The sequence below is a fragment of the Pseudoclavibacter sp. VKM Ac-2888 genome, assembly GCF_015351285.1.
Taxonomy (GTDB): Bacteria; Actinomycetota; Actinomycetes; order Actinomycetales; family Microbacteriaceae; genus Pseudoclavibacter.
In genome coordinates this window covers 1,091,633-1,116,646 of record NZ_JADKSM010000001.1, presented here as the reverse complement: position 1 = coordinate 1,116,646, position 25,014 = coordinate 1,091,633, and the positions used below count along the sequence as shown (strand labels likewise).

29 protein-coding genes and 1 other RNA gene are annotated in these 25,014 nt (G+C 67.3%); 25 read left to right on the top strand and 5 right to left on the bottom strand.

Annotated elements, in window-relative coordinates; genetic code table 11:
- The first annotated feature begins 81 nt into the window (after positions 1-81).
- The 15 genes from ITJ61_RS05385 to ITJ61_RS05315 all read left to right on the top strand — a co-directional run bounded on the left by ITJ61_RS05385 (position 82) and on the right by ITJ61_RS05315 (position 12,740).
- Positions 82-642, top strand: coding sequence for a hypothetical protein (locus tag ITJ61_RS05385; protein ID WP_194685699.1), 561 nt, complete (start codon positions 82-84; stop codon positions 640-642).
- A 125-nt stretch (positions 643-767) separates the two neighbouring features.
- Positions 768-1,040, top strand: coding sequence for a hypothetical protein (locus tag ITJ61_RS05380; protein WP_194685698.1), 273 nt, complete (start codon positions 768-770; stop codon positions 1,038-1,040).
- 19 nt (positions 1,041-1,059) lie between these two features.
- Positions 1,060-4,020: a phage tail tape measure protein gene (locus ITJ61_RS05375; protein WP_194685697.1), complete on the top strand. Its 2,961-nt coding sequence runs from the start codon at positions 1,060-1,062 to the stop codon at positions 4,018-4,020.
- A 131-nt stretch (positions 4,021-4,151) separates the two neighbouring features.
- Positions 4,152-4,826 carry a hypothetical protein gene (locus tag ITJ61_RS05370; protein WP_194685696.1) on the top strand — a complete coding sequence of 225 codons (675 nt, stop codon included), beginning with the start codon at positions 4,152-4,154 and terminating at the stop codon, positions 4,824-4,826.
- Positions 4,827-4,888: 62 nt separating this feature from the next.
- Positions 4,889-5,953 carry a hypothetical protein gene (locus ITJ61_RS05365; protein WP_194685695.1) on the top strand — a complete coding sequence of 355 codons (1,065 nt, stop codon included), beginning with the start codon at positions 4,889-4,891 and terminating at the stop codon, positions 5,951-5,953.
- Positions 5,954-6,012: 59 nt separating this feature from the next.
- On the top strand, positions 6,013-6,627 hold the full coding sequence (locus ITJ61_RS05360; RefSeq protein ID WP_194685694.1) for a hypothetical protein: 615 nt from the start codon (positions 6,013-6,015) through the stop codon (positions 6,625-6,627).
- 69 nt (positions 6,628-6,696) lie between these two features.
- The gene (locus ITJ61_RS05355; protein ID WP_194685693.1) at positions 6,697-7,062 is read left to right on the top strand and encodes a hypothetical protein; all 366 of its coding nucleotides are present in this window, start codon (positions 6,697-6,699) and stop codon (positions 7,060-7,062) included.
- Positions 7,063-7,071: 9 nt separating this feature from the next.
- Positions 7,072-8,271: a hypothetical protein gene (locus ITJ61_RS05350; RefSeq protein ID WP_194685692.1), complete on the top strand. Its 1,200-nt coding sequence runs from the start codon at positions 7,072-7,074 to the stop codon at positions 8,269-8,271.
- Positions 8,272-8,438: 167 nt separating this feature from the next.
- The gene (locus tag ITJ61_RS05345) at positions 8,439-9,533 is read left to right on the top strand and encodes a hypothetical protein (protein ID WP_194685691.1); all 1,095 of its coding nucleotides are present in this window, start codon (positions 8,439-8,441) and stop codon (positions 9,531-9,533) included.
- A gap of 250 nt (positions 9,534-9,783) precedes the next feature.
- Positions 9,784-10,350, top strand: coding sequence for a hypothetical protein (locus ITJ61_RS05340; protein WP_194685690.1), 567 nt, complete (start codon positions 9,784-9,786; stop codon positions 10,348-10,350).
- Positions 10,350-11,216, top strand: a complete 867-nt coding sequence (locus ITJ61_RS05335; RefSeq protein WP_194685689.1) for a hypothetical protein — start codon at positions 10,350-10,352, stop codon at positions 11,214-11,216. The genes ITJ61_RS05340 and ITJ61_RS05335 overlap by 1 nt, the downstream gene beginning before the upstream one ends.
- Before the next feature lie 5 nt (positions 11,217-11,221).
- On the top strand, positions 11,222-11,677 hold the full coding sequence (locus ITJ61_RS05330; RefSeq protein WP_194685688.1) for a hypothetical protein: 456 nt from the start codon (positions 11,222-11,224) through the stop codon (positions 11,675-11,677).
- Positions 11,667-12,026, top strand: a complete 360-nt coding sequence (locus ITJ61_RS05325) for a hypothetical protein (protein WP_194685687.1) — start codon at positions 11,667-11,669, stop codon at positions 12,024-12,026. The genes ITJ61_RS05330 and ITJ61_RS05325 overlap by 11 nt, the downstream gene beginning before the upstream one ends.
- Before the next feature lie 4 nt (positions 12,027-12,030).
- Complete coding sequence (locus tag ITJ61_RS05320) at positions 12,031-12,270, top strand: hypothetical protein (RefSeq protein ID WP_194685686.1); 240 nt, start codon at positions 12,031-12,033, stop codon at positions 12,268-12,270.
- Positions 12,267-12,740, top strand: coding sequence for a hypothetical protein (locus tag ITJ61_RS05315; RefSeq protein WP_194685685.1), 474 nt, complete (start codon positions 12,267-12,269; stop codon positions 12,738-12,740). Before ITJ61_RS05320 ends, ITJ61_RS05315 begins: the two co-directional genes overlap by 4 nt.
- An 85-nt stretch (positions 12,741-12,825) precedes the next feature.
- Here ITJ61_RS05315 and ITJ61_RS05310 read toward each other — a convergent pair whose 3' ends face one another.
- Positions 12,826-13,338, bottom strand: a complete 513-nt coding sequence (locus tag ITJ61_RS05310; RefSeq protein WP_194685684.1) for a hypothetical protein — start codon at positions 13,336-13,338, stop codon at positions 12,826-12,828.
- 74 nt (positions 13,339-13,412) lie between these two features.
- Between ITJ61_RS05310 and ITJ61_RS05305 the strand changes: the two genes are divergently transcribed.
- The 8 genes from ITJ61_RS05305 to smpB all read left to right on the top strand — a co-directional run bounded on the left by ITJ61_RS05305 (position 13,413) and on the right by smpB (position 18,693).
- Positions 13,413-13,700 (top strand): DUF3263 domain-containing protein, encoded by a 288-nt coding sequence (locus ITJ61_RS05305; RefSeq protein WP_194685683.1) that lies wholly within the window; start codon positions 13,413-13,415, stop codon positions 13,698-13,700.
- 146 nt (positions 13,701-13,846) lie between these two features.
- Positions 13,847-14,230 (top strand): TadE/TadG family type IV pilus assembly protein, encoded by a 384-nt coding sequence (locus ITJ61_RS05300; RefSeq protein WP_104298591.1) that lies wholly within the window; start codon positions 13,847-13,849, stop codon positions 14,228-14,230.
- Positions 14,199-14,657, top strand: coding sequence for a pilus assembly protein TadE (locus ITJ61_RS05295; protein ID WP_104241544.1), 459 nt, complete (start codon positions 14,199-14,201; stop codon positions 14,655-14,657). Before ITJ61_RS05300 ends, ITJ61_RS05295 begins: the two co-directional genes overlap by 32 nt.
- A 5-nt stretch (positions 14,658-14,662) precedes the next feature.
- Positions 14,663-15,121 (top strand): hypothetical protein, encoded by a 459-nt coding sequence (locus tag ITJ61_RS05290; RefSeq protein WP_104298593.1) that lies wholly within the window; start codon positions 14,663-14,665, stop codon positions 15,119-15,121.
- A gap of 54 nt (positions 15,122-15,175) precedes the next feature.
- Entirely contained in the window at positions 15,176-16,291 is a 1,116-nt protein-coding gene (gene prfB, locus ITJ61_RS05285) for a peptide chain release factor 2 (protein ID WP_104241542.1), read from the top strand.
- A gap of 83 nt (positions 16,292-16,374) precedes the next feature.
- Complete coding sequence (gene ftsE / locus ITJ61_RS05280) at positions 16,375-17,217, top strand: cell division ATP-binding protein FtsE (RefSeq protein ID WP_104298594.1); 843 nt, start codon at positions 16,375-16,377, stop codon at positions 17,215-17,217.
- A complete protein-coding gene (gene ftsX, locus ITJ61_RS05275; protein ID WP_104241540.1) occupies positions 17,214-18,125 on the top strand; it encodes a permease-like cell division protein FtsX in 912 nt (303 codons plus the stop codon). The genes ftsE and ftsX overlap by 4 nt, the downstream gene beginning before the upstream one ends.
- Before the next feature lie 91 nt (positions 18,126-18,216).
- Positions 18,217-18,693, top strand: a complete 477-nt coding sequence (gene smpB / locus ITJ61_RS05270; RefSeq protein WP_104241539.1) for an SsrA-binding protein SmpB — start codon at positions 18,217-18,219, stop codon at positions 18,691-18,693.
- A gap of 92 nt (positions 18,694-18,785) precedes the next feature.
- On the opposite strand, the gene ITJ61_RS05265 is transcribed toward smpB, so the two are convergent.
- Positions 18,786-20,840: a hypothetical protein gene (locus tag ITJ61_RS05265; protein WP_194685682.1), complete on the bottom strand. Its 2,055-nt coding sequence runs from the start codon at positions 20,838-20,840 to the stop codon at positions 18,786-18,788.
- Between the two features lie 171 nt (positions 20,841-21,011).
- On the opposite strand from ITJ61_RS05265, the gene ssrA reads away from it, so the two are divergent.
- Positions 21,012-21,380: a transfer-messenger RNA gene (ssrA, locus tag ITJ61_RS05260) on the top strand.
- A gap of 82 nt (positions 21,381-21,462) precedes the next feature.
- Here the strand turns inward: ssrA and ITJ61_RS05255 are convergent.
- The 3 genes from ITJ61_RS05255 to ITJ61_RS05245 form a co-directional block, all read right to left on the bottom strand.
- A complete protein-coding gene (locus tag ITJ61_RS05255; protein ID WP_194685681.1) occupies positions 21,463-22,107 on the bottom strand; it encodes a DNA-3-methyladenine glycosylase I in 645 nt (214 codons plus the stop codon).
- A gap of 150 nt (positions 22,108-22,257) precedes the next feature.
- Entirely contained in the window at positions 22,258-22,701 is a 444-nt protein-coding gene (locus tag ITJ61_RS05250; protein ID WP_194685680.1) for a septum formation family protein, read from the bottom strand.
- A 9-nt stretch (positions 22,702-22,710) separates the two neighbouring features.
- Positions 22,711-23,286 (bottom strand): septum formation family protein, encoded by a 576-nt coding sequence (locus ITJ61_RS05245; protein WP_104306914.1) that lies wholly within the window; start codon positions 23,284-23,286, stop codon positions 22,711-22,713.
- Positions 23,287-23,445: 159 nt separating this feature from the next.
- Between ITJ61_RS05245 and ITJ61_RS05240 the strand changes: the two genes are divergently transcribed.
- Positions 23,446-24,999, top strand: a complete 1,554-nt coding sequence (locus ITJ61_RS05240; RefSeq protein WP_194685679.1) for an MFS transporter — start codon at positions 23,446-23,448, stop codon at positions 24,997-24,999.
- Positions 25,000-25,014 lie beyond the last annotated feature (15 nt).

The window sequence follows — 25,014 nt, the reverse complement described above, 5'->3', positions numbered from 1 at the left end:
GCACCAGAGCCTCGGGGCGGGCGTATCCCATCCGCCCGCCCCGAGCACCACTCCGATGGGAACTGATGGGAGATCAGACTCATGAGCAAGCTCAACGACCACGCCAACGAAGCCACCCGCGAATACGAGGACGTTGACGTCCTCTTCGACCGAGAACTCCTCGGCGAGCAGAAGCGACTCACGAACAAGATGCTCAAGGCGCAGGAAGAGTACGCGCTCAGCACGCAGGAAGGGTACGACGGCGACCCCCGCTTCTCGTTGCAGGCGTACACCACGGCAAAGCACGAGTTCGAGGAATTCATCGAGTCGATCCGCGACAAGTTCGCGGTCATCCGCGTCGTCGAGCTTCCGCCGCACGAGTGGCAGGCTGTCAAGGCTCTCAACCCGCTTCCAGAGGACAAGAGCAAGTGGTCTGTCCTGGACCACCGGTACGGCGTCGACGCCTACGCGGCAACGAAGGCCGCACTCGAGATCTCTGCGCTCGAGGTCGACGGCGAGGAGGCGGAAAAGCCCACCCCAAAGGTGTGGCAGAACGTGTTCGCGAACATCGGCTACGGCGACCTCACCTCCCTCGTCATCGCTCAGTTCAGCGTCAACGAGGTCGTCTACTCGGGTGGATACACCGCGGCAAAAAAAGGCTAGACGCAGACCCTCGCCTGTTCCGCGACGTTCTCCTTGCTATCGACCTCGGCCGCTCACCCCGCATCCTCTGGGGGTGGGCACCCGAAGCCGGCGAACCGGAGTTCTCGCGCGAGGATCTGGACCTCATGCACGCCGCCCGCGACAAGCAGGCGCAGACGTCCCCACGAGGTCACCTGTTCGCTGACGAGGTCAACCCAGAGGGTGACCCGCAGAACGGCTACGGCGCGTTCGAGTGGCAGGTCAGCACGCGCACCAACTACGCCGTGAAGGCGATCGAGCTCGCGAGAGCCGAGTTCGAGCGTGAACTCACCACGGGCTCGCTCAAGAGCCTCGATGAGGACGCCAAGCGGTTCGCTCGCGCGGGCCTCATCTACGAGGTGACCAAGGTCCCCAGATAACTCAACACAGGGGGGTGCCGTGAAGAGCGTTCTCGTCACTCTCGGAATGAACAACGCCGACTACCTCGCGAAGGCGAAGCAGGCGGCGCAGGCCACGGAAGACCTCGAGGCGGCACAGGCGGCGCTCGGCGACCGCCTCATGTCGCAAGAGCAGGCGATGCAGCACGTCGGCACGCAGATGACCGTCGCCGGCGCTGCGCTGACGGCGTTCGCGCTCTCCGCGGTCATGACGTCCTCGAAGTTCGAGTCGGCAATGTCGTCGGTGCAGTCCGCGACGATGGCGCCCGCCGAGCAGATGGGCATCCTCCGGGACGCCGCACTCGAGGCGGGCCAGTCGACGGTCTTCACCGCCACCGAAGCCGCAGCGGGCATCGAGGAGCTCGGCAAGGCGGGCCTCTCCACGTCGAACATCCTCGGCGGAGCCCTCACGGGTGCCCTCGACCTCGCCGCGGCCGGTGAACTGTCCGTGGCCGATGCAGCCGAGCAGACCGCGACGACTCTGTCGCAGTTCAAGCTCGCCGGGGACAAGGCAGTGCACGTCGCCGACCTCCTCGCAGCCGGTGCTGGCAAGGCCCAGGGCTCCGTGGGCGACCTCGGCCAGGCCCTCAACCAGTCCGGCCTCGTCGCCTCCCAGATGGGCCTCTCCGTCGAGGAGACGGTCGGCTCGCTGACCGCCTTCGCGAACGCGGGCCTCCTCGGCTCCGACGCCGGCACGAGCTTCCGCACCATGCTGATGCGCCTCACGAACCCATCGGGCGAGGCCGCCGACATGCTCACCGAGCTCGGCATCCAGACACGCAACGCAAACGGCGAGTTCATCGGCATGTCCGGCCTCGCCGGTCAGCTGCAGTCGAAGATGAAGGACCTGTCGCCGGCAGCTCGTGACGCGGCCATGGCGATCATCTTCGGCCAAGACGCTATCCGCGCCGCGAACGTCCTCTACGCCGAAGGCGAGGAGGGCATTGCCGGATGGATTAGCCAGGTAGACGACTCCGGCTACGCCGCCCAGGTCGCCTCCGCGCGCCTCGACAACCTCGGCGGCGACGTCGAGGAGATGACGGGCGCGTGGGAAACCGCCATGATCCGTATCGGGTCGAGCGCGCAGGGGCCACTCCGTCAGGTCGTGCAGTCGGCTACCGAGATGGTTAACGCGATCGGTGACGCGGACCCGGCCATGCAGGGCGCATTCCTCACGGCCACGGCCCTGGCGGGTGGCATCCTCCTCATCGGCGGGTCCGCGCTGGTCATCATCCCGCAGGTCGCCGCCACCCAGGCCGCGCTCGTCTCGCTCGGCATCACCGCAGCGGCCACACGCGCCGCTGTCGTCGCCGCGCTGAGCAGCCCGGTAGCCGTGGCCGTCGTGGCCGCAGCAGCCGCCGTGGCGGGCCTGGAGGCCGCGTCACGGGCACTGTCGCTCTCCACGGAAGAGGCAGAGAACAAGCTCAAGGGCGCGACCGACGCGGCCACGCTGTTCCAGACCGTCGCGAAGGCCGACCAGAAGCTCTTCGAGGGCTACCTCGACGAGCAGGGCATGAAGCAGCTCGCGGACCTCCCGCAGCTACTCACCGACATTCGCGCGCAGGCTGACGAGCCCTGGAAGTTCGGGGAGTTCTTCGACACCGGGTTCTGGGACGCGAAGAGCCGACTCAAGGAGATGGGCGAAGCGCTCGCCGACCTCGACCCGCTCGTCGCGGCCGAGAAGTTCAAGATCCTCGCGGACGAGACGGACGGCAGCACGGAGCAGCTGACCACCCTCCTGGGTGAGATGCCCGCGTACCGTGACGCGCTGCTCGAGCAGGCGAACGCGCAGGGCGTCGTGATCGGCGACCTCGAGACGCTCGCCGGGCAGCAGCAGCTGGCCCGATTCGCGACTGAGCAGAGCACGCCCGTCGTCGACGACTACTCGGAAGCCCTCTCCGGGCAGGCATCACAAGCCGAGGACGCGTCGGGTGCGATAGCTGGCCTCGCTGAGGAGCTGTCGAACTACAACAGCATCCTCTACGACTCGCTCGGTGCGGAGATGGACTACTTCGACGCCGTCGACCAGGCGCGGGAAGGGCTCGAGGACTTCAACGAGCAGCTCGACGAGGGGGAAACCCTTGTCGACGGCATGACGGGCAAGCTCAACCTCCAAGCGGAGGGCGGGCGCAACGCCATGCAGTCGCTCATGGACGTCGGGCAGGCGACTCGCGACTACGCCGCCGACCTGTGGAATACCACGGGCAGCGCGGAGCAGATGCAGGCCGCGCTGCAGTCCGGGTGGGATCAGGTCTACGACCTCGGCCTGCAGATGGGGCTCTCCGAGGAGCAGGCTCGCGCCTACGCGGACCAGCTCGTTGGCATCCCGGACCAGGTCGCGACCGAGATCGTCGAGAACGCTGACGAGGCTCGGCTCCGCATCGGCCAGTACGTGTTCGCGCTCGGCACCGTGCCGGGCAGCATCGTCACGCAGATCGGTGCGAACACGGACGGCGCGCAGGGCTCCATCGACACGTTCATCAACAACAACAACGGCCGTGTCATCACGATCTACACCAACACGGCGTCGGGCACGCAGGAGATCCGCTCCAACGGCGCCATGACGGGCAAGGCAGCTGGTGGCGCCATCCACGGGCCCGGACCGAAAGGCGTCGACTCGATGCCGTTCATGCTCGCCCCTGGCGAGCACGTCCTCACGGCGCGCGACGTCGACATGCTCGGCGGCCAGGACGCGGTCTACCGGATGCGCGAGCTCATCCAGCGGGGAGCCTTCCAGGGCCTCGCGCTGGGCGGGGACCCGTACGGCGGTTGGGGGCAGGTCGCGTCGCAGTCGAACGTGTCCTACTCGTCGCCGTCGTACGCGAGCACGAACGCGACGGACTCTCGCCAGTTCACCAACAACTGGCAGATCGACGGGGCTACGAAGTTCGACGTGCGTGACCTGGTCGACGAGATGCGCCGAGTGATGCGGGATGAAGCGGAGGCGTCACCTTGGAAATGAACGACTTCGCGGTGCACGTCGCACGCGCTGATGGCGCCGTGCTTACGTTCTTCACAGGCAACCGGTATGAGGGCAGTAAGCATGGCCTCGGTATCAAGAGCGGCGGCTTCACCGGGTGGAGCCGCCGTCGAATGCGCGGGGATTCAACGCCCCGCCCGTTCCAGCACGGCGACTTCCTCGGGCGTCGCTCCCGCGAGGGGCAGAAGATCACCATCGAAGGCCCCGCGACGATGGCGACCCAGTTCGAGCTCGATGGGCTCGACGAGCGGGTGACAGCGTTCCTCGCTTCTGGCGAGGAGTGCCGCGTCATCGTCGACAAGCCCGGCGAGCAGCGATGGGTGGATGCGGTGCTCGACGAGGTCGAGTTCGACCAGTTGCACTACCAGCCGCGCGCGAACGTCCTCATGTCGTTCCTCGTCTCTGACGCGGTCCGCTACGGCGCCGAGCACCGCAACGTGCCAGTGCCTGTCGGTCAGACGGTGGAGCTCGACAACGCGGGAACCCTGCCGGCGTGGCCGTCGATGGTCGTCACTCCGGCCGCATCCACGCCCAACGGGTATGCGATTCGGTTACTCAGCGCGACCGACGAGACCCTCGGGTATTGGCGCATCGGGGCGGCGCTCACCTCTCCGCACACGCTCGACTTCAAGCGCGCTCAGGTGCGCTGGGGAGGGGCCGTGCGCTGGGGCGCCGTCCACTCGGGTTCCCCGTTCCAGATTCCCCGAGCGACGGTGTCGAAGCTGCGCCTCGAGTATCCAGGCGTGGGCTCCGCGTCCGCGACGATCACGTACGCCGACTCGTACTAGCCAGGGGGTGACGGGTGGGCCACGAACGCCATTGGATCGCTCGCGCGTCCACGCACCGGGTCATGCAGGAAGTGTTCCCCCTCGACGGGGGCAACGCGGAGGAGTCGTTCTCGAAGGTCGGCGCGGGCACGTTCACGCTCCCCATCGGCCGCACGGCCATGAACTTCACGTACGAGCAGGGCCTTGACCTCACCACCCCGAACTCACGCTTCGTGGTGCAGGGCACCGAGTCGCGCATCGAGTATGTGGGGCTCATCAAGAAGTCCCGCTGGGTGGAAGACATCGAGTCCTACGTTGTGCAGTGCAAAGAGGTGCGCAGCAACTTCGCGAAGCGCCTCCCGCACTACATCGGCGAGTACGGCACCCCGATGTCGACGGTGACGCTCAACAACGTGTCGCTCAGGCACGCGGTGTCACACATGATCGACCTCGGCGCGAACCGCGGCCGTGAGCGTTGGGACCTGCGCCTCACTCCTGGCGTGTTCGAGTGGGGCGGGTTCTCGGACGTGCTCGAGCGCGCGAAGGCACAGAAGCTCGAGCACGTGCTCACGCGCTACGAGCGAATGCCGGCGGGACCAAACTGGCACCTCAAGCCGACGTGGGACGAGCCGGGCCTGATCCTCTTCGACCGCCGCATCGGAGCGCCGCTCCTTAATCAGGGGACGTTCGACTTCGACCTCGACGCCCACGACTGTCCCGTATCGGTTGGCGACTTCGAACGCGACGGCGAGGACCAGACCACGGGCGTCCTCGTGCAGGCGGACGGGATCGGCGAGGGGAAACTCATCGCGCAGATCGTCGAGGGCGACCTCGCCGACAACGGCGGAGGGTACGACGGGTTTTTCCTCGACGACGTCCTCACCGACGACGCGACTAACGAACCTCTCGCGTTCCAACGTGGCCTGTCCTACCTCACCGCCCACCAGTACCCGGCCCAGTCCCTGCCGATCCGCGTGCGGCTGCGCAGGGACGGCACCGACCCGATCCTCGACCCCGGGGCGCGCCTCGTGTTGCGCACCGCGAAGTCGCGGGGCCTGCCACCGCTGTCGACCTGGTACGTGAACGGCGTGAGGTATCGAACCGGCTCCGACTTCGTCGACGTCGACGCGACCCCGCTCCCCAGCTAGGAGGCTCTGTGCCCGCTCAGGCGTACATCACGCAGAACACGTGGGACAAAGCGTGGGAGATGCTCTGGACCCTCTGGAACAAGGATCTCCGGAGCGTCGTAATCCAAGAGGGCGGCATCAAGATCATCAAGGACGGTGCCCTCGTCGGCACGGTCGGGATGATCGGTGAGACGGTCGGCCTTGGCTACCAGTACGACGGTTCGGTGACCTCGGCTGCTGCGGTCGCGGCGATCCACAAGGCGAATCTGGCCACGCACACGACGGATCTCGCGTCGCAGCTCGGCAGCATCAACTACCTGAACGAGCAGAAGAACCTGCACGCGGCGACGCTCGCCTCTCACGGTTCGACGTTGTCCGCTCACGGTACGGAACTTTCCTCACAGGCAGGCAGCATCGGTGTGCTGAGCGGCTACGCGACGGCATTCTCGGGGCAGATCGGCACCCTGCAATCACAGATGGCGGGCGTCCAGTCCGGGTTGTCGGGCGCTCAGGGAGCGATCTCTTCGCTTCAGGGGGCGGTCGGGAGCCAGGGCACCGCGAATAGCAACTTCCAAGCCTCGATTAACGCGCTCATCTCGGACGTCAACATGATCGGGCTGAAGATCAGCAGACTCGAATCGTGGGCGCGCAACGGCGGTGGCCCCGGTGGCCCCCCATTCAACGACGGAGCATAGGAGGCCACCGCAGTGGTAGCAGTCAACGGCACACTCACAGACATCGGCGGCAGCGCCTTCCCTGCAAGCATGCGACCCGTGCTGGAGATGGTGCCCTCTAGGAGCTACCGCATCGGGGCTCGCCTCGTGTCGCGGAAGCCGCGCCAGATGGTCCTCCTCGGCCAGAACTGGTCAGGCGACCTCGATCCCACCGACGCGGTCGACGATCTCTACTACACGCCTCGCTTCCGCATCTTCGATACGGACGGGAACTTCCAGTGGATGGAGGTGCTCGCTGTCGAGATTCGCGTCCCGGTCACCGGTGGGTCACTCGGCACATTCCCCAACGCGGACATGTCCCCGTCTTCCACGTGGATAGCTGATACCGCCCCGCCCGCCGGGTTCAAAGGCTGGTGGCTGCACCCCATCACGGGCGATCTTCGCCCTGTCTACTAAGGAGCTCGCATGACTGTCGGACCCATCCTCGCGAACCTCCTCGGCCCGGGGGCAATCAACCATCGGATCGTCGGCGACAACCTCGTCATCGACCGCGTCGTCAACGGCGCCGTCGTCGAAGTCGGCAAGGTGGTTGGCAACGTTCGCGGCATCCAGGGGTTGACGGGTGGCCTCAACGCCGAGCAGCAGACCATATTCGACGCCCAGGTAACGAAGGTCAATCAGCTCGACACGCAGTTCTCGGCGCGAGCTGCAGGCGTGGTCGGCGCTGTGATTGTTGCCCAGCCAGTGGCACCGACGGAGACCACCCGCAACGGCGTGCCGGTCGTGTGGATCGACACCTCTGAGGGGAAGACCGTCATCACGCCGACTGCCCCTACGTTCACGATCACGAGCTACACCATCCCGACGCAGTCGGGCGTCTTCTACCGGGTGAACGGCACGACTCAGGCGGCGGGCACCTACACAGTCTCCGATGCGCGCACGGTGACGATCAGGGCCGTCGCAGGATCGGCGTTCGTGCTCTACGGCACCTCCGAGTGGTCCTACACGTGGCTGGGTTCGACGCCGGCCCCCTCGGACGCCTACAAGAACGCTGTCCTCGCTTCGGGCCCGTCCGTGTACCTCCCACTCGACGATGTCGCGGGGACGACCGCTCCGCGCAATCTCGGCGCGGATGCGGTGACGGTTGCCGTCTCCGGGGGCGTGCAACTCGGCGTTGCTGGCATCGGCGACGGCGTCCGAGCGGCGAAGATCACGGCCTCAACATCTGGGCGCGTCACCATCACGGGCATCTCCAAGCCCGCAAGGACCGTGGCAACCGTCGAGGCCATCGTGACGGTCCCCTCGGTGACGTCGGGGCAGGGGCGAGTGTTCGGCAGCACGGCAGCCGGACTGTCTGTCGGACTGTTCAACGCGCGCCCGATTGCCAACGGCGGCGGAACGGTGCTCGCCGATGGCTCCGTCGTTGGACAGCGCGTGCACATGATGGCGATCAAGAACGGCGGAAACCTCAGCCTGTTTGCGAACGGGCAGCAGGTCGGTGCGCCGGTCGTGAACTCCACGAACGTCTCCATCAACGAGCTCGGCATCGGCTACAACGGCACGAACTCAGGCATCGACGTGACGATCGCTGGCGCCGCGTACTACGACAAGGCGTTGACTCCAGCTGATGCGCTCGCCCACGCGCAGGCTGCGGGGCTCGCGTGACCTGGAATGTGCACAACGGATCAGCGTGGGTGCCGGCCAATCCGAAGGTGTCGATCAACGGCGCATGGGTCGGCCCGACGAGCGGTCCGCCCGTGGCCCCGCTAAGGCAGGCGGCGATCAGAACTAAGGTTCCTACCGAGCCTCGCGGTTTCGGGGGCGCGACGCTCGTGTCCTTCCGAACTCGGCACACCGCGCCGCAGCAGATCACCGGGGCGCGACTCGGCTACGCGAATGCGGCGGTCTCGAACGACATGACGGTCACGGCCGGCATCGAGCTGCTCGACGGCACGCTCAAGCCTGCGCTCTTCGGCGGCCTCACGAACGCGACAATCCAATACCAGAAGCACGTCCGCAGTGACGCCGTGGATCTCACCATCCCGGCGGGCGACTTCTACGTGCGGACGACGATGCAGGTCCCATCCGGGGGGCAGTTCGCTGGCCCCGCGCACGAGGTGCTCTCGCAGCCACGCGGCGAGGCGTTCGCCGCGGGAGTGAACTTCGCGCACGGCGGCACGGTGACGCCGTCGTACGGCACGTATCCGATTCTGCCGCTCGAGATCGTCGCACCGACCACGCAAGTCTCCTTCGGCGTGGTCGGCGACTCGATCGCGATGGCGACTGGTGACCACCTCTGGGGGGCGAGCATCGGCGCGATGAGCGGCGGGTTCTTCGAGCGTGCTGCCATGACGGCGAACGTCCCGAGCCGCCTCTACGGTCGAGGGGGAGAGGGCTTCAACGTCAGCGACGATGTCTTCACCCGCTACAACGGCTTCCCGGGGCTCGTGCATCTGCTCTGCGAGATCGGTACGAACGAGATGAACGCTTCCGTTCCGGGAGGGCCGCGCGTCAATGCGTTGGCGTTCTGGAACAAGGTGAAGGCCGTGAACCGGGGCATTCGCCTGTGGCAGTCAACGACCACGCCGTACACGTCGACGACGGACGGGTGGACGACGCTCGCTGGTCAGACCCTCGACCCGCGCTCGGTGGTGCATCCCGCGTGGAACAACTGGCTCCGAGACGGTGCCCCGATCTCCGGTGGAACCCCGGCATCGACGGGGAGCTCAGGCTCGATCCGTGTGGGGCAGGCCGGTCACCCGCTGGAGGGCATCGTCGAGATCGCCGATAACCTCGAATCCGCTCGGAACAGTGGAAAGTTCCGAGTCGACCAGGGGCCGCTCACTGATGACGGTATCCACCCGAATGATCAGGGGCACATCCTCATGGCCCAACCAGTCGCTGCTTGGATGGCGAGCCTGAAGTAGGCGCTCCTACCAGGCGCGAGAGTCCATGAAGGCTTGCTGACACTCGAGGGTGCACAGGTCGCGCTTGCTGGCCAGCGTCTTGTCGCAGTGCTCGCACACCTCGGGCCGGTTGCGCCTCGCGATGAACCATCGGAGCAGACGGTGGATCGGCAGCACGGCAGCTCCTGACTTCGGGGTGGCCTCATTATGCACCGCTCACTCGCCTAGCGCACCCGCGCGGGGCTTTTCTCATGCCCATAGGAGGCACACCATGTCGACAGCAGTCGAAGTCATCTCCGGCCAGGGGGTGCAGAACGCCGCGGCGATTGTGCGTGCGGCGAAGGCCGTCGGTCTCGAGGTCGCGATCGCGGCCGCGATCATCCAGAAGGAATCGAATGGCGCGAACATCTACGGGCACGACCGAGGTGGCGTGTTCTCGAGCATCGGCCTCGGCAAGCCCGCCGACAACCGAGTGACCGAGCAGAACTTTCGCGACTTCGCGAGGCGCGTCGCGAACGGCGAGACCAGCAACGGCGTCGGCCCAGCGCAGATCACCTACCCCGGCTACTTCCCCCAGGCCGAACGCGAGGGCTTCAAGCTCTGGCTCGCGGAGGACAATATCCGGTTCGGTCTTCGCATCTTCGCCTCACACCTGCGCGGCACCGGCGACATCGTCGAGGCAGGCCGTGCCTACAACGGTGCGCGGCAGTACGGCGTCGACCTCGCGAACATGGTCGCCGGATGGCGCCGCCGCCTCGAGGGCGCGTCCAACAACGTGCCCCCGGAATCCGTGGACGGCCCAGACCTTAAGCGTCTCGTCGCTGCGGGGATCATCTGATGGGCCTCGAACTCGTTGGTGGCAAGCCCATGTACCGCGTCTGGGGCTGTGGCGAGCATGTCGAGAACGGCGTCAAGGCGAAGGACACATCGGCACTGTTCGAACTCGACATGGCCGCCCGCGTGGCGGTGGCTGTCTGGTATGTGGACAGCCAAGGCGGGTCCGTGCGCCACAGCGAGGGCTTCCGGCCAACCGGCTCGGAACGCCCCGACCGGTTCGTGACCAGTGCCAGCAAGACATCCCTCGGCATGTCCACCCAGTGGTTCCAGGTCGGGCGCATGGACCGCGGGGAGACGCCGTCGGCGATCATCCCGCGCCCGGACGGCTCGAACGCTTCCGCTCACAACCGAGGCCGCGCGTGGGACTCGAACGCGCCGACCGCCCGCGACATGCGCCTTCGCGCTGAGGGCTGCGCGCTCGTCGGTCTCGTCTTCAACGTCGCGTCGGAGAGCTGGCATTGCGAGCCGCTCGGCACTGTCCCGTCCTCGGTGGATCTCGGCCCGTGGATCAAGTTCGTCCAGGGCGTCGTCACCCCGGCGAAGCCCGCAACCCCATCAACACCCCTACACGTCCGGGAGGACACAATGCGTATCTACCAGCAGAACGACACCAAGGATGGCAAGGTCTTCGCGTTCGACGGCGGTGCCGTCTGGATCGGCCCCGACGAGCTCAAGGACATCGCCGATGCCAACCGTCGCAGCGGCATCACTGGCCCCGGATTCACCGAGCCACTGCCCATGCCGTCGGCGCAGATCACGCGTCTTTCCGAGACGGCGCGGAAGGCGAACGGTACGTACATCGTCCGGGATCGCATCGTCGAAGTCCTGCGCCAGATCGGCGCCAAGCTCGGCGTGAAGATCGACTGACCGAGATGACTCGTCGCCACGTGCTCCGCGTCTGGCAGGTGCTCACCGACCCGGACGCGACATGGCAGCCCGTGCTGTTCGCGTACGTGGCGACGGTCGTCATGGGCGTCGTCACGTACGCCTTCCCACCGACGACTATCGAGGGGGCGATCGGGTCGACGCTCGCGACGATCTGGGCGGCGTGCATGATCGGTGGCGGGCTCATTGGGCTCGGCACGATGTTCACTCCGCACATGTGGCTCGAGAAGATCGCACTCTCCATCGCTGCCGTCGGCGGGCTCCTCGTGTACGCGTTCGTCGTCGGTAGTCTCCACGCCTCAGCGCCGCCCGGTGCGTCTCGGCTCACGCAGCTGTCGGTGATTTTCATTGCCCTGTCTGCGTACTGGTTCCGCTGGGTCGCGATCCGCAAGCACACGTACGCCCCGCGCGGGCACAGGCGGAAGGCGCCGAGTGGACACTGAACTCACCAAGGCAATCGTCGCGGGCATCTTCGCGTTCCTCGCATCCTCCACGGGCCTCGCGTTCGGGAAGCGCATTTGGGCGCGCTTAACCGGCAAGGATGCCGCTCTTCGGGGAGAGATCGACCGAGCTCACGAGCAGGTCAAGGCCGCCGAAGCGAAGGTCACGCTCGCCGAGGCCGCTCTCGACCGTGTCGAGCATGCCCGCGACCAGGAGCGCACCGCGCGCCGCATCTCTCAAGAGCACGCGTCGGAGGTGCGGCGCATCGCGATCGACGCCGGAGTGCCTGCCTCAGACATCCCGCCCTACCCATCCTCGGCCCTGCATATGGGCCCACTCTCGAAGGAGTAACCGCATGTCCCACGCATCCCCATCCATCGAAGAGCGCTTCCCGACGTCCGTGTCGGCAGGCCCTCCCACCGACGAGCAGAAGGCCGCGTCGAAGGAGCTGCGCGTGGCCGTCGTCCACGCGGCCGCCGCCGTCGAGCGCCTGGTGCCCGCCGGCCGCGACAAGAGCATCGCGCTCACCGCCCTCGAAGACGCGCTCATGCGCGGCAACCGGGGCATCTTCAACCCATCCAAGGAGAACTCATGAGCCTCATCCCAGAACCAGCAGCGCGCCCCACCCGCCGCTCTCGCGTCATCTTCGCGCTCGCGGCCTTCGCGCTGCTCTACCTGCTGACGATCGCGCTGGCGCCGCTCGCGGCCGCGGACTCGGTCGTCGCTGCTGGTGATGCTCCGCAGCTGAGCTTCACCTTCTCGTGGGTACTGTTCCTGCAGCTCGCCACGAGCGTCCTCATTCCGGTGGTCGTCGGCATCATCACAACGAAGGCGACGCACGCCGGCACGAAGTCGATCTTGCTCGCGGGCCTCGCCCTCGTGTCGTCGCTGCTCCTGGAGATCCTGAACGCCGCGCAGACGGGCACCGCGTACGACGTCGGTCAGGGGCTGTTCCTCTTCCTGCCCACATTCGTCATCGCGGTCGCGACGCACTACGGCTTCTGGAAGCCGACCGGCACCAGCGATGCTGTGCAGCGCATTGGCACGGGTCGCCACGCAGCCTGACCTTGAGCACGACTACGCCCCCTCTCGCTGAAGCGATCCCGGACACCCGGGACGACGCTTCGCGGGAGGGGGCGGTTTCGTGCGTTCACCACCCTTTTTTGCGGGTGGCTCGCTGGGCCATGTGGAGCAGCGCGACCGAGAGCTCGGAGGTGAGGCGCTGCGCACTGAGGGCGTCGCCTTCAAGCGTGATGGTGCCGCGGATTTGCGCGTTGCCGTGGGAGATCGCCCATTCCTTCTCGCTCATGGTTCCGACCTCGAGGGCGTGCCGCACCTCGGCGCGCACGCCGCCCTCGGTCACCCATTGCAGCATCTCGAGCCAGCCGTCGAACACCTCGAGCGGTTCGAGCAGGATCGGCTCGTACGTGGCGCCGTCGACGGTGGCTGGCGCCGGTACGAGCTCACCGTCGACGTCCTGCAGTGGCGGCGTCTCGCCCCACAGGAGCCAGGACATGCCGTCGACGGGTCTCGTGGCTACAGGGCGCCAGCAGACGATGCGTTTCGTCCACTTCGAGTCGACCCGCTCGCGGACCGTCTCGCACTGCATTGCCAGCGACTCGAGGGCGAGTTCGGCGGTGACCTGCACGGCTGGTTCGTTCATGCCGTGGATGCTCGCACAGGCCACCGACAGTCGCCTCCCCGCGCAATGTCGGTGGCTCGTCGTAGCGTGGGGGCATGCTCACCGACACAGAGCGCCGGGTCCTCGAGTTCGAGGCGGCGAACCTCAGGCACACTGCCCACAAGCAGGCCGGTATCCGCGCGCTGGATCTCGGCCTCACCCCAACCTCGTACTACCGAGCGCTCGCGGTGGTGCTCGCGAAGCCGGAGGCGATCGCGGAGTTCCCGCGTCTGGCTGCATGGCACAAGCGCGCTGCCGATGCGAGGGCGGGCACGAAGGAGCGGCGCCGCATCGAGCGCATGGAGAGCGCTTCGCAGCGGGTGCGGAACGAGCTCGCCTCGTAGGAGGGTTTAGGCACCACTGACGATCATGTCTGCCGGTTTGGTGATCCTCCTCTGGACCGTCGCCGGCGACCTCCTCGTCGACGTCTTCCAGAACGCCATCACCCGCGTCAGTGACTTCAACTAGCCGCCCCCACCCACGCGGCGTGATGCGCGACGAGACCGGTTCGGCAGTCGCCGAATGGGTCATGGTGTCGGCGATGCTCCTCCTCCTCACGCTCACCGTCCTGCAGGTGGGCTTCGCCCTGCACGTTCGCACGACGCTCCTGGACGCCGCGGGGGAAGGCGCGAGGCACGCCGGGCTCTTCGGAGGCGGCCTGGAAGCGGGGGAGACCCGAGCGGCAGACCTCATCACGGTCGCCATCGGTGCCGGCTACGCCCAGGACGTGACGGCCACGGCAACCGAGACCGACGGATCACCGACCATCGCGGTCACCGTGCGCTCACCACTGCCGCTGATCGGCCTGATCGGCCTCCCCGACGCGCTGGAGGTGACCGGACATGCGCCGACCGAGACGCTCGAGACTGAGTGACGATCGGGGCTCGGCCTCCCTCGAATTCCTGACGCTCGGCACGCTGCTCATCGTGCCGCTCGCCTACCTCATGCTGACGCTGTCCTCGCTCCAGGGTGCGAGCATCGCCGCCGAGTCTGCGGCACGCAACGCGGCGAGACTGCTCGCAGCGGACCCCGCCGCAGCCGACACCCAGGCCCTTGCGGAGGCCACGATCGCACTTGCGACCGCCGACCACGGATTCGACGCGAAGCTCGTCGAGCAGACGGTGGAGTGCCGCGGCCCGGACCCCAGCTGCACCGCCCCCGGCTCGGTGCTCGCGGTCACCGTCACGATCGCCGTACCGCTGCCGTTCGCATCCAGCCTCACCGACTCGGCGACGCCGATCTCGGTCCCCACGAGCGCGACCTCCTCGTTCGCCGTCACGCGCTTCGGCCTGTCCACGTGAGCGGGATGCGCGCGCGAGCACGAGCGGGCCTGCGATGGACGCGCGGGGAGCGCGGCAGCGTGCTCCCGCTCATCCTCGTCTTCCTCATGATCGGGCTCACCGCGGCCTACGTGCTCGTCGCGGCCACTTCGCTGTCCATCGAGCGCAAGCGCCTCCTCACGATCGCCGACGCCGTCGCGCTCTCCGCCTCCGAGAGCTTCTCCGCCGCCGACGTGGTCTTCAGCGACGGGGAACTCCAACCGGTCCTCAGCCAGACGCGCGTGGAAGACCGCGCCCTCGCGACCCTCGAGGACCTCTCCGCGGCGCGCGCCGACAGCATCACGCTGGACTCCGCGACTGCACCCGACGGTGTCACCGCGCACATCGTCATCACCGGCGCATGGTCGCCACCCCTCGCCCACGCGCTCCTCCCGACAGGACTTCGGATCACCGTCTCCAGCGACGCAAGAGTCGTGCTGAGCTGACACGATGCGCGCCGGCCAGCACCGCCCAGCCCCGACGGCTAGTCTTGGGGGATCATGATCAACCTTGACCTCGCCTCGGAGATCACTGCCCTGCGCAGCACCTTCGGAGACATCAGCGCCGTGCTCAACCCCGACAAGCTCCGCGCGAAGGTGGTGGAGCTCGAGGCCGAAGCGTCCGTCCCCGACCTCTGGAACGACACGGACAACGCGCAGAAGGTCACCTCCGCCCTCAGCCACGCCCAGTCCGACCTCAAGCGTCTCGACGAGATCGAGCAGCGCCTCGACGACCTCGAAGTGCTCGCGCAGATGGCCGTCGAGATGGAAGACGAGGACACGGCTGAGGAAGCCCGAGCCGAGCTCAAGTCGATCACCAAGGTCATCGGCAACCTCGAAGTGCAGACCCTCCTCGACGGCGAGTTCGACCCCCGCCCGGCCGTCATCACCATCCGCGCCGGCGCCGGCGGCGTCGACGCCTCCGACTTCGCAGAGATGCTGCTTCGCATGTACCTCCGCTGGGCTGAGCAGCACAGCTACAAGGTCTCCGTCCTCGACACGAGCTACGCAGAGCAGGCGGGCATCAAGTCGGCCACCATCGAGATCGACAGCCCGTACGCCTTCGGCACGCTCTCCGTCGAGGCCGGCACGCATCGCCTCGTGCGCATGAGCCCCTTCAACTCCGCAGGCAGCCGAGAGACGAGCTTCGCCGCCGTCGAGGTGGTGCCGCTCATCGAGCAGACCGAGTCGATCGAGATCCCGGACAACGACATGCGCGTGGATGTGTTCCGCTCGTCCGGCCCCGGTGGCCAGTCCGTCAACACGACCGACTCCGCCGTGCGCATCACGCACCTGCCGACCGGCATCGTCGTGAGCTGCCAGAACGAGAAGAGCCAGATCCAGAACCGCGCCGCCGCGCTCCGCGTGCTCCAGTCGCGCCTCCTCCTGCTCCGCCGCGAGGAGGAGAACGCACAGAAGAAGGAGCTCGCCGGCAACATCACCGCCAGCTGGGGAGACCAGATGCGGTCCTACGTCCTCGCCCCCTACAAGATGGTGAAGGACCTCCGCAGCCAGCACGAGACCGGCAACACCGACAAGGTCTTCGACGGCGACATCGACGCCTTCATCGCCGCCGGCATCCGCTGGCGCAAGCGCGGAGAGGCCGACGCCGCCTAGCTCGGGTCGCTGACCATCGCGTCTGACCACTTCTGCATGTCGCGCCGGGCTGACGCCAGTCCGGTGCCTACCCTGTTAGCGCCATGATCAGATTCGATAACGTCGCCAAGGTCTACCCTGGCACCGCCGCCCCCGCACTCGACGACATCACCTTCGAGGTGCTGCGCGGCGAGTTCGTGTTCCTCGTCGGCCCCTCGGGCTCCGGCAAGTCCAGCGTCCTCCGCCTCATCCTCCGAGAAGACGCACCCAGCCGAGGCCAGGTGCACGTGCTCGGCCAGGACCTGCGCCGCATCTCCAACCGCAAGGTGCCGTACTACCGGCGCAGCATCGGCATGGTGTTCCAGGACTTCCGCCTCCTCGCAGGGAAGACCGTCTTCGAGAACGTCGCCTACGCGCTCGAAGCGCTCGGCAAGTCGCGTGGGCACGTCGCGAAGGCGGTCCCCGACGTCCTCAAGACCGTCGGCCTCGGCGACAAGGCCAACCGGTTCCCGCACGAGCTCTCCGGCGGTGAACAGCAGCGAGTCGCGATCGCGCGCGCCGTCGTCAACAAGCCGGACATCCTCCTCGCGGACGAGCCGACCGGAAACCTCGACCCCGTCACGAGCCGCGGCATCATGCGCCTCCTCGCGCGCATCAACGCCAACGGCACGACCGTCGTCATGGCCACCCACGACGTGTCCATCGTCGACGAGGAACGCCGACGCGTCATCGAGCTCGACGGCGGCATCATCATGCGCGACGAGTCAGACGGCGTCTACCAGCCCGGGATCGTCCCCCTCACCGAAGCCGAGACGGCAGCCGCCAACCAGCTCGAGCAGGACGACGAAGCCGCAGTCGAATCTCAGGCACCCACATCCATCGCCGACTCGATCGCCTCGCGCGTCGCCGGCCAATCGACCACGAAGAACACTGGAGACGTCAAATGATCGGCCGCGTATTCGCCGAGATGTGGCAGGGACTGCGCCGCAACTCGAGCATGGTCATCTCTGTCGTACTCGTCACCTTCGTCTCCCTGACGTTCGTCGGCGCCGGAATCCTCATGCAGCAGCAGATCAGCAGCATGAAGTCGTTCTGGTACGACCGCGCCCAGGTCTCGGTCGACCTCTGCTCCTCCGTCTCGAGCGCCCCAAACTGTGCCGGTGGGCAGGCCAGCGAGTCGCAGCGCGAGGCCGTCGAAGCGGCCCTCCAGGGTGCCGTCCTCACGCCGTACATCAACGAGTACGTCTTCGAGGACCAGGACCAGGCCTACGCGAACTTCCAGCAGCAGTTCGCCGGCGACCCGATCGTCTCCTTCGTCGAGCCCGAGTACCTCTCCGAGAGCTTCCTCATCACGCTGACCGACCCCGACCAGGCGGACATCATCATCCAGCAGCTCGAGGGTTACGACGGAGTCGAAGCGGTCACCGACCAGCGGCAGTACCTCGAGAGCATCTTCGAGCTGCTCAACGTCGCGAGCCTCTCCGCCATCGGCATCGCCGTCGTCATGCTCGTCGCGGCCGCCCTGCTCATCGCAACCACGATCCGCCTCTCCGCCATCAGCCGCCGACGCGAGATCGGCATCATGCGTCTCGTCGGCGCCTCGAACCGCTACATCCAGGCGCCGTTCATCCTCGAGGGAATCGTGGCCGCCCTCATCGGCGCAGTCCTCGCGTCGGGGGCGACGCTCGCCATCGCCCACTTCTTCGTGCAGGGCTACCTTGGACGCCAGCTGCCCTTCGTCTCCCTCATCGGAGTCCCGGAGGCGCTGCTCGCGCTCCCCGTGCTGCTCGTGGTGAGCGTGCTGCTCGCCTGGGCATCGGCGCGCATCGCGATCAACAAGTACCTCAAGGTCTGACCCGCACGAAACCCGCAGAGTAGACCGATGGACAGCCCGTGTCGTAAGATAGCGGGCTGTCCATCGTCTGCCGTCGAGAGAGGAAGAGGCCATGCCAAAGGAGCAAGGGACAAAGCCTGTCGCGACGAACCGTCGAGCCAGGCACGACTATCTGATCGAGGACACCCTCGAAGCGGGGATCGTGCTCAACGGGACCGAGGTGAAGTCGCTGCGTCAGGGGCGCGCTTCCCTCGTCGATGGATACGCGTACATCGACCGCGGTGAGGCGTGGCTCGACGCCGTGCACATCCCTGAGTACCTCGAGGGCACCTGGAACAACCACGCCCCGCGCCGCAAGCGCAAGCTCCTGCTGCACAAGGAGCAGATCCGCAAGCTCGCGATGAAGACCAAGGAGGGCGGGTACACGCTCGTCCCGCTCACGCTGTACTTCCTGAACGGCCGGGCCAAGGTCGAACTCGCCGTCGCCAAGGGCAAGCGCGAGTTCGACAAGCGCCACGCCCTCCGCGAGCGTCAGGACAAGCGGGAGGCCGACAGGGCCGTGGCCTCCCGCAAGTACATGGGGGAGTGACCCCCGGCGCTCCTCGAACGACGAGCGGCAACAGCGATGCGGCCCCCGATCCACTGGATCGGGGGCCGCATCGCTGTCCGCGCTTCAGGAGGTCAGCGCACGCTCTCGACGAGCGTCGCGATCGAGCTCTCGTGCGCCGAGAGGAGCGTCTTCAGGCTGCGAGACTGCCAGCCCCGATCGCTCTGCCCGTTGGAGGAGGGATCAGCGCTCCACCAAGCCGTCTGCACGGCCGCATCCGCCGCATCGAACGAGTCGAACATCGCCGTGAACAGCGGGGCCGAGTTCGCGAAGGGCACTGCGCCGACGGTCAGGCTGAGCGTCTCCGAGCGGTACGAGTCGGAAGCCGCCTGCGCCGCATCCGCTGCCTTGCCGAATTCGGTGCTGTAGCTCGTGCACACGTCGCTGAGCTCGTCGAGGAAGCAGTCGGACGCGGCTAGGTCGGCGATCCCGCGGTAGAAGTCGACGTAGGTCGACTTGATGGAATCGGCGATCTTGGTGCCGATGTTCGGGTCGCTGTAGTCGGGGCAGCCCGTCGACACGTTGCACGGGTAGTACAGGTTGTTCCCGAGGTCGATGTTCTGGCCGTCCGGAATGGTGAAGACCGTGCTGGACAGTGCCGCGAGCTGCGTTCCGAACGTGTTGTAGATCGAGTTGTACTTCGGGAACGCCTCGCAGAACTGCTGCAGGGCGGCGACGTCGGCACTGGCCGTGTCGGCGAAGTTCGCGACGATGTCGCGTCGCTCACTCAGCCCATCGCTCTCGGTCTGCGCCTCCTTGTACGCCTCGGAGGCGTCTGCGCCCTCTTCAACCGTAAGCGCGGGCACGGTCGAGCTCGCGAGGTCGGTGATGGTCGTCTCGGCTGTCGCCACGTTTCCGCAGCGGGTCGAGAAGTCGGACATCTGTGCCGCGGACTGCGAGAAGAAGTCGGTGTTCTCGCCGAGCGATGCGGAGATCGTGACATTCGAGGCGAGGTCGAGGTTCTCGGTCGTCCAGTCGGCGTAGTGCGCGTCGAGATCGGTCTGGAACGCCGCCGCCAGCTCGTCGCCGCGGTTCACGTTGTTGTTGTGGATGGTCACGGGGATCGCCACGGCCGCGCCCACGAGGACAACGACTCCGATGATCGCCGGAATGAGGATGGCTGGCTTGCGGAACCAGGGCTTCTTCCGCTGGGCGCCGTTGCCGAAGTCGTTCGGGCCACCGGGGCCGCCACCCTGGAAGCCGCCGCCTCCGTTGTCGCCGAACGCCGGCGCGCCGACAGCCTGGCCGGGTGCTTGACCCGGCGCGTAGGGGGCTGGGGTCTGGTTGTCCGGCGTGCCGTTCCACGCGCCGGCCTGCTGCTGTGCGCCGTAGGCCGCGCCGAAGGCGGGCGCTGCCGCGGCCGACGCGGTGGAGCCGTAGGTCGATGCCTCATTCGCGCCACCGTAGGCGGGCGGGACGTTCTGGTCGCCGAACGCTGGAGCGTCGAAGCCGCCCTGACCCGGGCCTTGCCCCTGGCCGTCCTGGCCGGCGGGGGCGTTCCAGGCTGGTGTCTGCGTTGTCGGTGCGTCCTGCGCCTCTGGGGCAGACTGCCCCCAGGCGGGAGCTGACGCCTGCTGGTCCCACGCTGCGCCGGGAGCCGCTGCGCCCTGGTCGATCCAAGCCCCCTGATCCTGGGCGGGGGACTGGTCCCAGCTCGGTGCGGCAGGCGCTCCCGAGTCGAGGATCTCCGTCTGGTTGCTGTCGCCGCGTCCGAGAACCGCCGTCTGGTTCCCTTCGCCGAAGCCGAGGACCTCGGTGCTGTTCTGCTCGGGCGGGGCCGTCTCTTCGTGCGAGGAATCCGCGACAGGGGTCACGGGTGCAGACGGCACGTCCTGCTCTGGGGACTGCGACCAAGTGGGGGCCGCGGGGGCCTCGTACCCGGTCGCATCCGGAGCAGGCGCGTCGGGCTGCTGCTCAGCGGGTCGGCCGAAGTGCGCGCCGAAACCTTCGTGCCCGGACGCCGCGTCGGCGTTCCCGGACTGCTCGGTCACCTCTGGCAGGTCCTGCTGCGGTGGTTCACCCGCCTGCGTCTCCTGAGACTCGCCCCCAGACTCCGGGGCGTGTTCGTCGCCGTTCTCGGGCTTCTGCCAATTCGGGCGCCCGAATCCTTCAAAGTCATTGCCGCTCATGGGGTTCAGGTTACTGGTCCTCCCGGGAATCGCCTTCAGGCTTGCCCTGAGCAGCCCAGGACGTGGATTTCTCGGCCGACTTGACGTATGTTTAGGAGCTGCCAGTTGTTCTGGCAGCTGCAACTCAACAGTGCTCATGACGTGGAACGCCGCCGAGGAGACTCGGCTCACGGGGATGATCGGTTTCGACATGACTGGTGAATCGGCGTGAAGCGGGTCGAGGATGCGGGGTTATCTCGTAAACGCCCCTCGCAAAACATAGGTGCTAACGCTAAGCGCACCGACTTCGCCCTCGCTGCTTAAGCGAGTCCGATAGTCCGTCAGCCCGGGGGAGTTCCCGCTCCGGTAGCTGGCGTCATTAAGGGAACTTGCTGTGGTGTTGTGTTTCAGGGCACCACGGGACTTGCACTGGAACTGGGCTCGTCGATCAAGGTGTCTGTCCCCATGATCGGAGCCAAGTAGAACAGTAGACAGACTGCACCCGGAGAAGCCGCGGTTTCGTAGTTGTGGACGGGGGTTCGATTCCCCCCATCTCCACGAAACCCACGTCATGAGCAACGCCCCGACTGCCAGGTCATCGACTCGGCAGCCGGGGCACTGTTGTCTCTGCGGGTGACGCTGCTCAGCTCTCCGGCCACACCCCGGAGCTGCCTCGCCTGTGGCTGCCGACCAGGTGCGTGTCCACGACGCCGATGGCTTCCATGAGCGCGAAGAGGTTGGTCGGTCCGACGAAGCTGAAGCCGCGCGCTTTGAGCTGCTTCGTCAGCCACCTCGACTCCTCGCTGCTGCTCGGGACCTCGGCAACGGTCGTGGGCCTCGGCGTCACCTGCGGCTTCGCGCTCCAGACCAGCTCGTGCAACGGTTCGCTCTCGCGAAGGACGATCGTCGCGCGCGCGTTCTTGATGATCGACGAGATCTTCAGACGGTTGCGGATGACACCCGCGTCGAGCATCAGCCGCTCGAGGTCGTCGTCACCGAACTCGGCGACGGCATCCACGTCGAAGCCGCTGAACGCGGCGCGGAGAAGGGGACGACGCTGCAGGATGAGCCGCCACGAGAGCCCGGATTGGAAGATCTCCATGCAGAGCCGTTCGAACACGCCTCGCTCGTCGGCGATCGGCATGCCCCACTCCGTGTCGTAGTAGTCCATCAGCAGCTGATCCTGGCTCGCCCAGGGCGGGCGGGCCAGCCCATCTTCGCCGATCACGAGCTCTGTCGAGGCACTCGCCGAGGGGAGCACTGCGGACGGCTGGGTGGATGCTGGCATGGGTCTTTCCTCTCCGGACGCGGAATCCTGCAATCTCCGCGAACCGGGACGGACGCGAACGGCACTGATCGAGAACCTGCTGTGTCGAGAACGGTACCCGGAGCCTCCGACACCCAGCCGCGCTTGTCCACAACCAACCGAGCGGAGGAGCTAGCTCCCCGCTGGCACCTGCGAGCCGGTCAGCTCCTCGCCGTCGCTGCTCGCGACCAGGCAGGCGAGGTCGCGGTCTCCCTCGGCCCAGCTCGCCTCGCTCGGCACGAGGTGCAGGGCGGTGAGCCCCGCCGTGGCATCGGAGCCGAGCCCGGCGAAGTCTGCGGCGCACCGTGCGTCAGCCTCGGCCGTCAGAGCCGCCTCGCCGGGGAAGTCCTCGCCCAGCTCTGAGGGCGTGATGGACAGCACCTGGTAGAGATGCGGGGTGTCGCAGGACCCAGCGATCGTAGCGACCGTCTGCGCCGCATTCGACGAGAAGCAGTCACCGGCAGACAGCTCCGTGATCGGCACCATCCGGGGCGCATCTGGCGAAGCCGTGCAGGCCGTCAGCGCGGCTCCCGCGAGGAGCGCGGTCAGGAGCGTTGCGGGGAGTCGGTGAGCCACGCTCCCAGGCTAGCTGGCTGAGCCCGCTGCAGTGCCAGCCGTCGGCTGGCCGTCCACGGGAGTCACGATGCAGAGGACCTCGCGGTCGCCGCCACCCCACGACTCCGCGCTCGGCACGATGCCCGTGTAGTTCCAGCTCGTCAGGAAGGGCTCGGCGCCGATGAAGCCGGTGAAGGCGGCCGAACAGATGTCCTGGAGCGCCGTATCCACCGCGGCGTCGCCCGGGAAGTCAGCACCACCCTGCATGTCTTCCGTGTGGTACGCCTCGAAGGTGTGCAGCGAGTCGCAGTTCGGGAACAGCTCGGCGTCGTCGGCGCCGGACTCGAGGTCGAAGCAGTCGCCCACCTGAAGATCTTCGATGCCGGTCATCGTCCCTGCGACCGCCGTCGGCGTTGGTGTGGCGGTCTCGCTCTCCGTCGGCGTGGTCGTCGACGACTCCGTCGCCTCTGTGGTGGACGACGTCGTCACCACCGGGTCCGAGCCGCCACCCGCGAGGGTCGTGACCAGCGTGCATCCGCTGAGCAGGAGGAGGGCGCTGAGCCCAAGGGACGCGCCTGCGGCGCTTCGTACGGCGGCGGTTCGCATCGTTGCTCCTCGTGGGGGTGTACGTGGTCCAGAGCTCCATGCCGCTCCCGGAGTCGCGACTGGACCAGTCTATTGCCGCATTCCCGAAGATCACCACTGAGGCCCCGACCGGCGAAGCGGCCCATGCGGTTCCCGAGAGCGGCGTAGCATGTGCTCCATATGCCACGAGACGCGACTTCCCCCAAGCAGCGGTCAGACGAACAGCTCGATGCGACCTCACCGTCGTCCGCGTCGTCGCCATCCACGCAGGAAGCATCGCGCTGGCCAGCCTTCGCCGTGTGCGCGGCGGTCGCGGTCCTCACGATCCTGGACCTCGCCAAGGTCAACGTGACCCTCGGGCCGATCGAGCACACCCTCGGGGCGGCCTCGTCCGACGTGCAGCTCATCGTGGCCGGCTACGTCCTCGCGTTCGGCATCCTCCTCGTCCCCTCGGGCAGGCTCGGCGACCTCTGGAACCGCAAGCGCCTGTTCCTCATCGGCCTCGTCGCCTTCGGACTCGCCTCGCTCGTGTGCGCGCTGAGCGTCACGACGGAGATGCTCATCGGCGGGCGCATCCTGCAGGGATTCGCGGCCGGCATCCTCATGCCCCAGGTGCTCGGACTCATCCAGCAGCTCTTCACGGGGCAGGAGCGAGGCAGGGCCTTCGGCATCTTCGGCGCCATCGTGGGTCTCGGCACGGCGTTCGGGCCGACCATCGGCGGGCTGCTCATCGGCCTCCTCGGGGAAGAGGCGGGCTGGCGCTGGACCTTCGCGATGAACGTCCCGCTCGCTCTCATCGTGCTCCCGTTCGCCTGGCGTCTCCTGCCCTCGAAGCAGGAGGTGGCTCGGGGGCAGACCCTCGACCTCTTCGGCGTCGCCCTCCTGGGCCTGGCCGTGCTCACGACGATGCTGCCCTTCGTCCTCACCTCGGGACGCGACACCGACAACCCCGCACGGTGGTGGCTGATCGCACCGGCGGTCGCACTCTTCGTCGGCTTCATCCTCTGGGAACGGCGCTACCTCCGTCTCGGCAAGACCCCCGTCGTCGACTTCGCGCTCTTCCGTACGCCCTCGTACCGGTACGGGGTGCTCATCACGACGCTCTTCTTCGCGGCCATGCCGGTCGGCTTCCTGCTCGTGACGCTGTTCCTCCAGCAGGGACTCGGACATGCGGCCGTGCTGGTCGGAGCAGTCTCGGTGCCATACGCCCTCACGTCCGCCGTGGTCGCCGCGGTGTCGGGCAAGTGGACGTTCCACCACGGCGCGACGCTCGTCGCTGTCGGCGTCGCCCTCTTCGCGGTGGGCTACGCCGTGGTGCTCGTCGTCACCCAACTGGCTGAGCCGGAGCTCTCGCCGTACCTGGTGAGCGCCGCCCTCATCATCTCCGGGGCGGGGGCGGGGCTCGTCATGGGGGCGAACCAGATGCGGATGCTGCTGCACGTTCCCGTCGAGCAGGCCGGCATCGCAGGCTCGTTCGCGCAGGTCGGTCAGCGCCTCGGGAACGCGATGGGGCTCGCGATCGGCAGCTCCGTCTTCTTCGCTGGCGTCGCGGCACTGCAAATCGCGGGAACGGGCCCGGACACGAGCTCGCCCGTGGTCCAGGAGGCGTACAAGGCGTCCGTCGCGGGCGGGCTCATCGTCGTCATCGGGCTGTCCTGCATCACGCTCGTGGTCGCCATCATCGACCTCGCCGGCCACCGCAGACGCCAGCGCGCCCAGCCAGCGGGGGAGTGACCCGCGCGGGCCGGG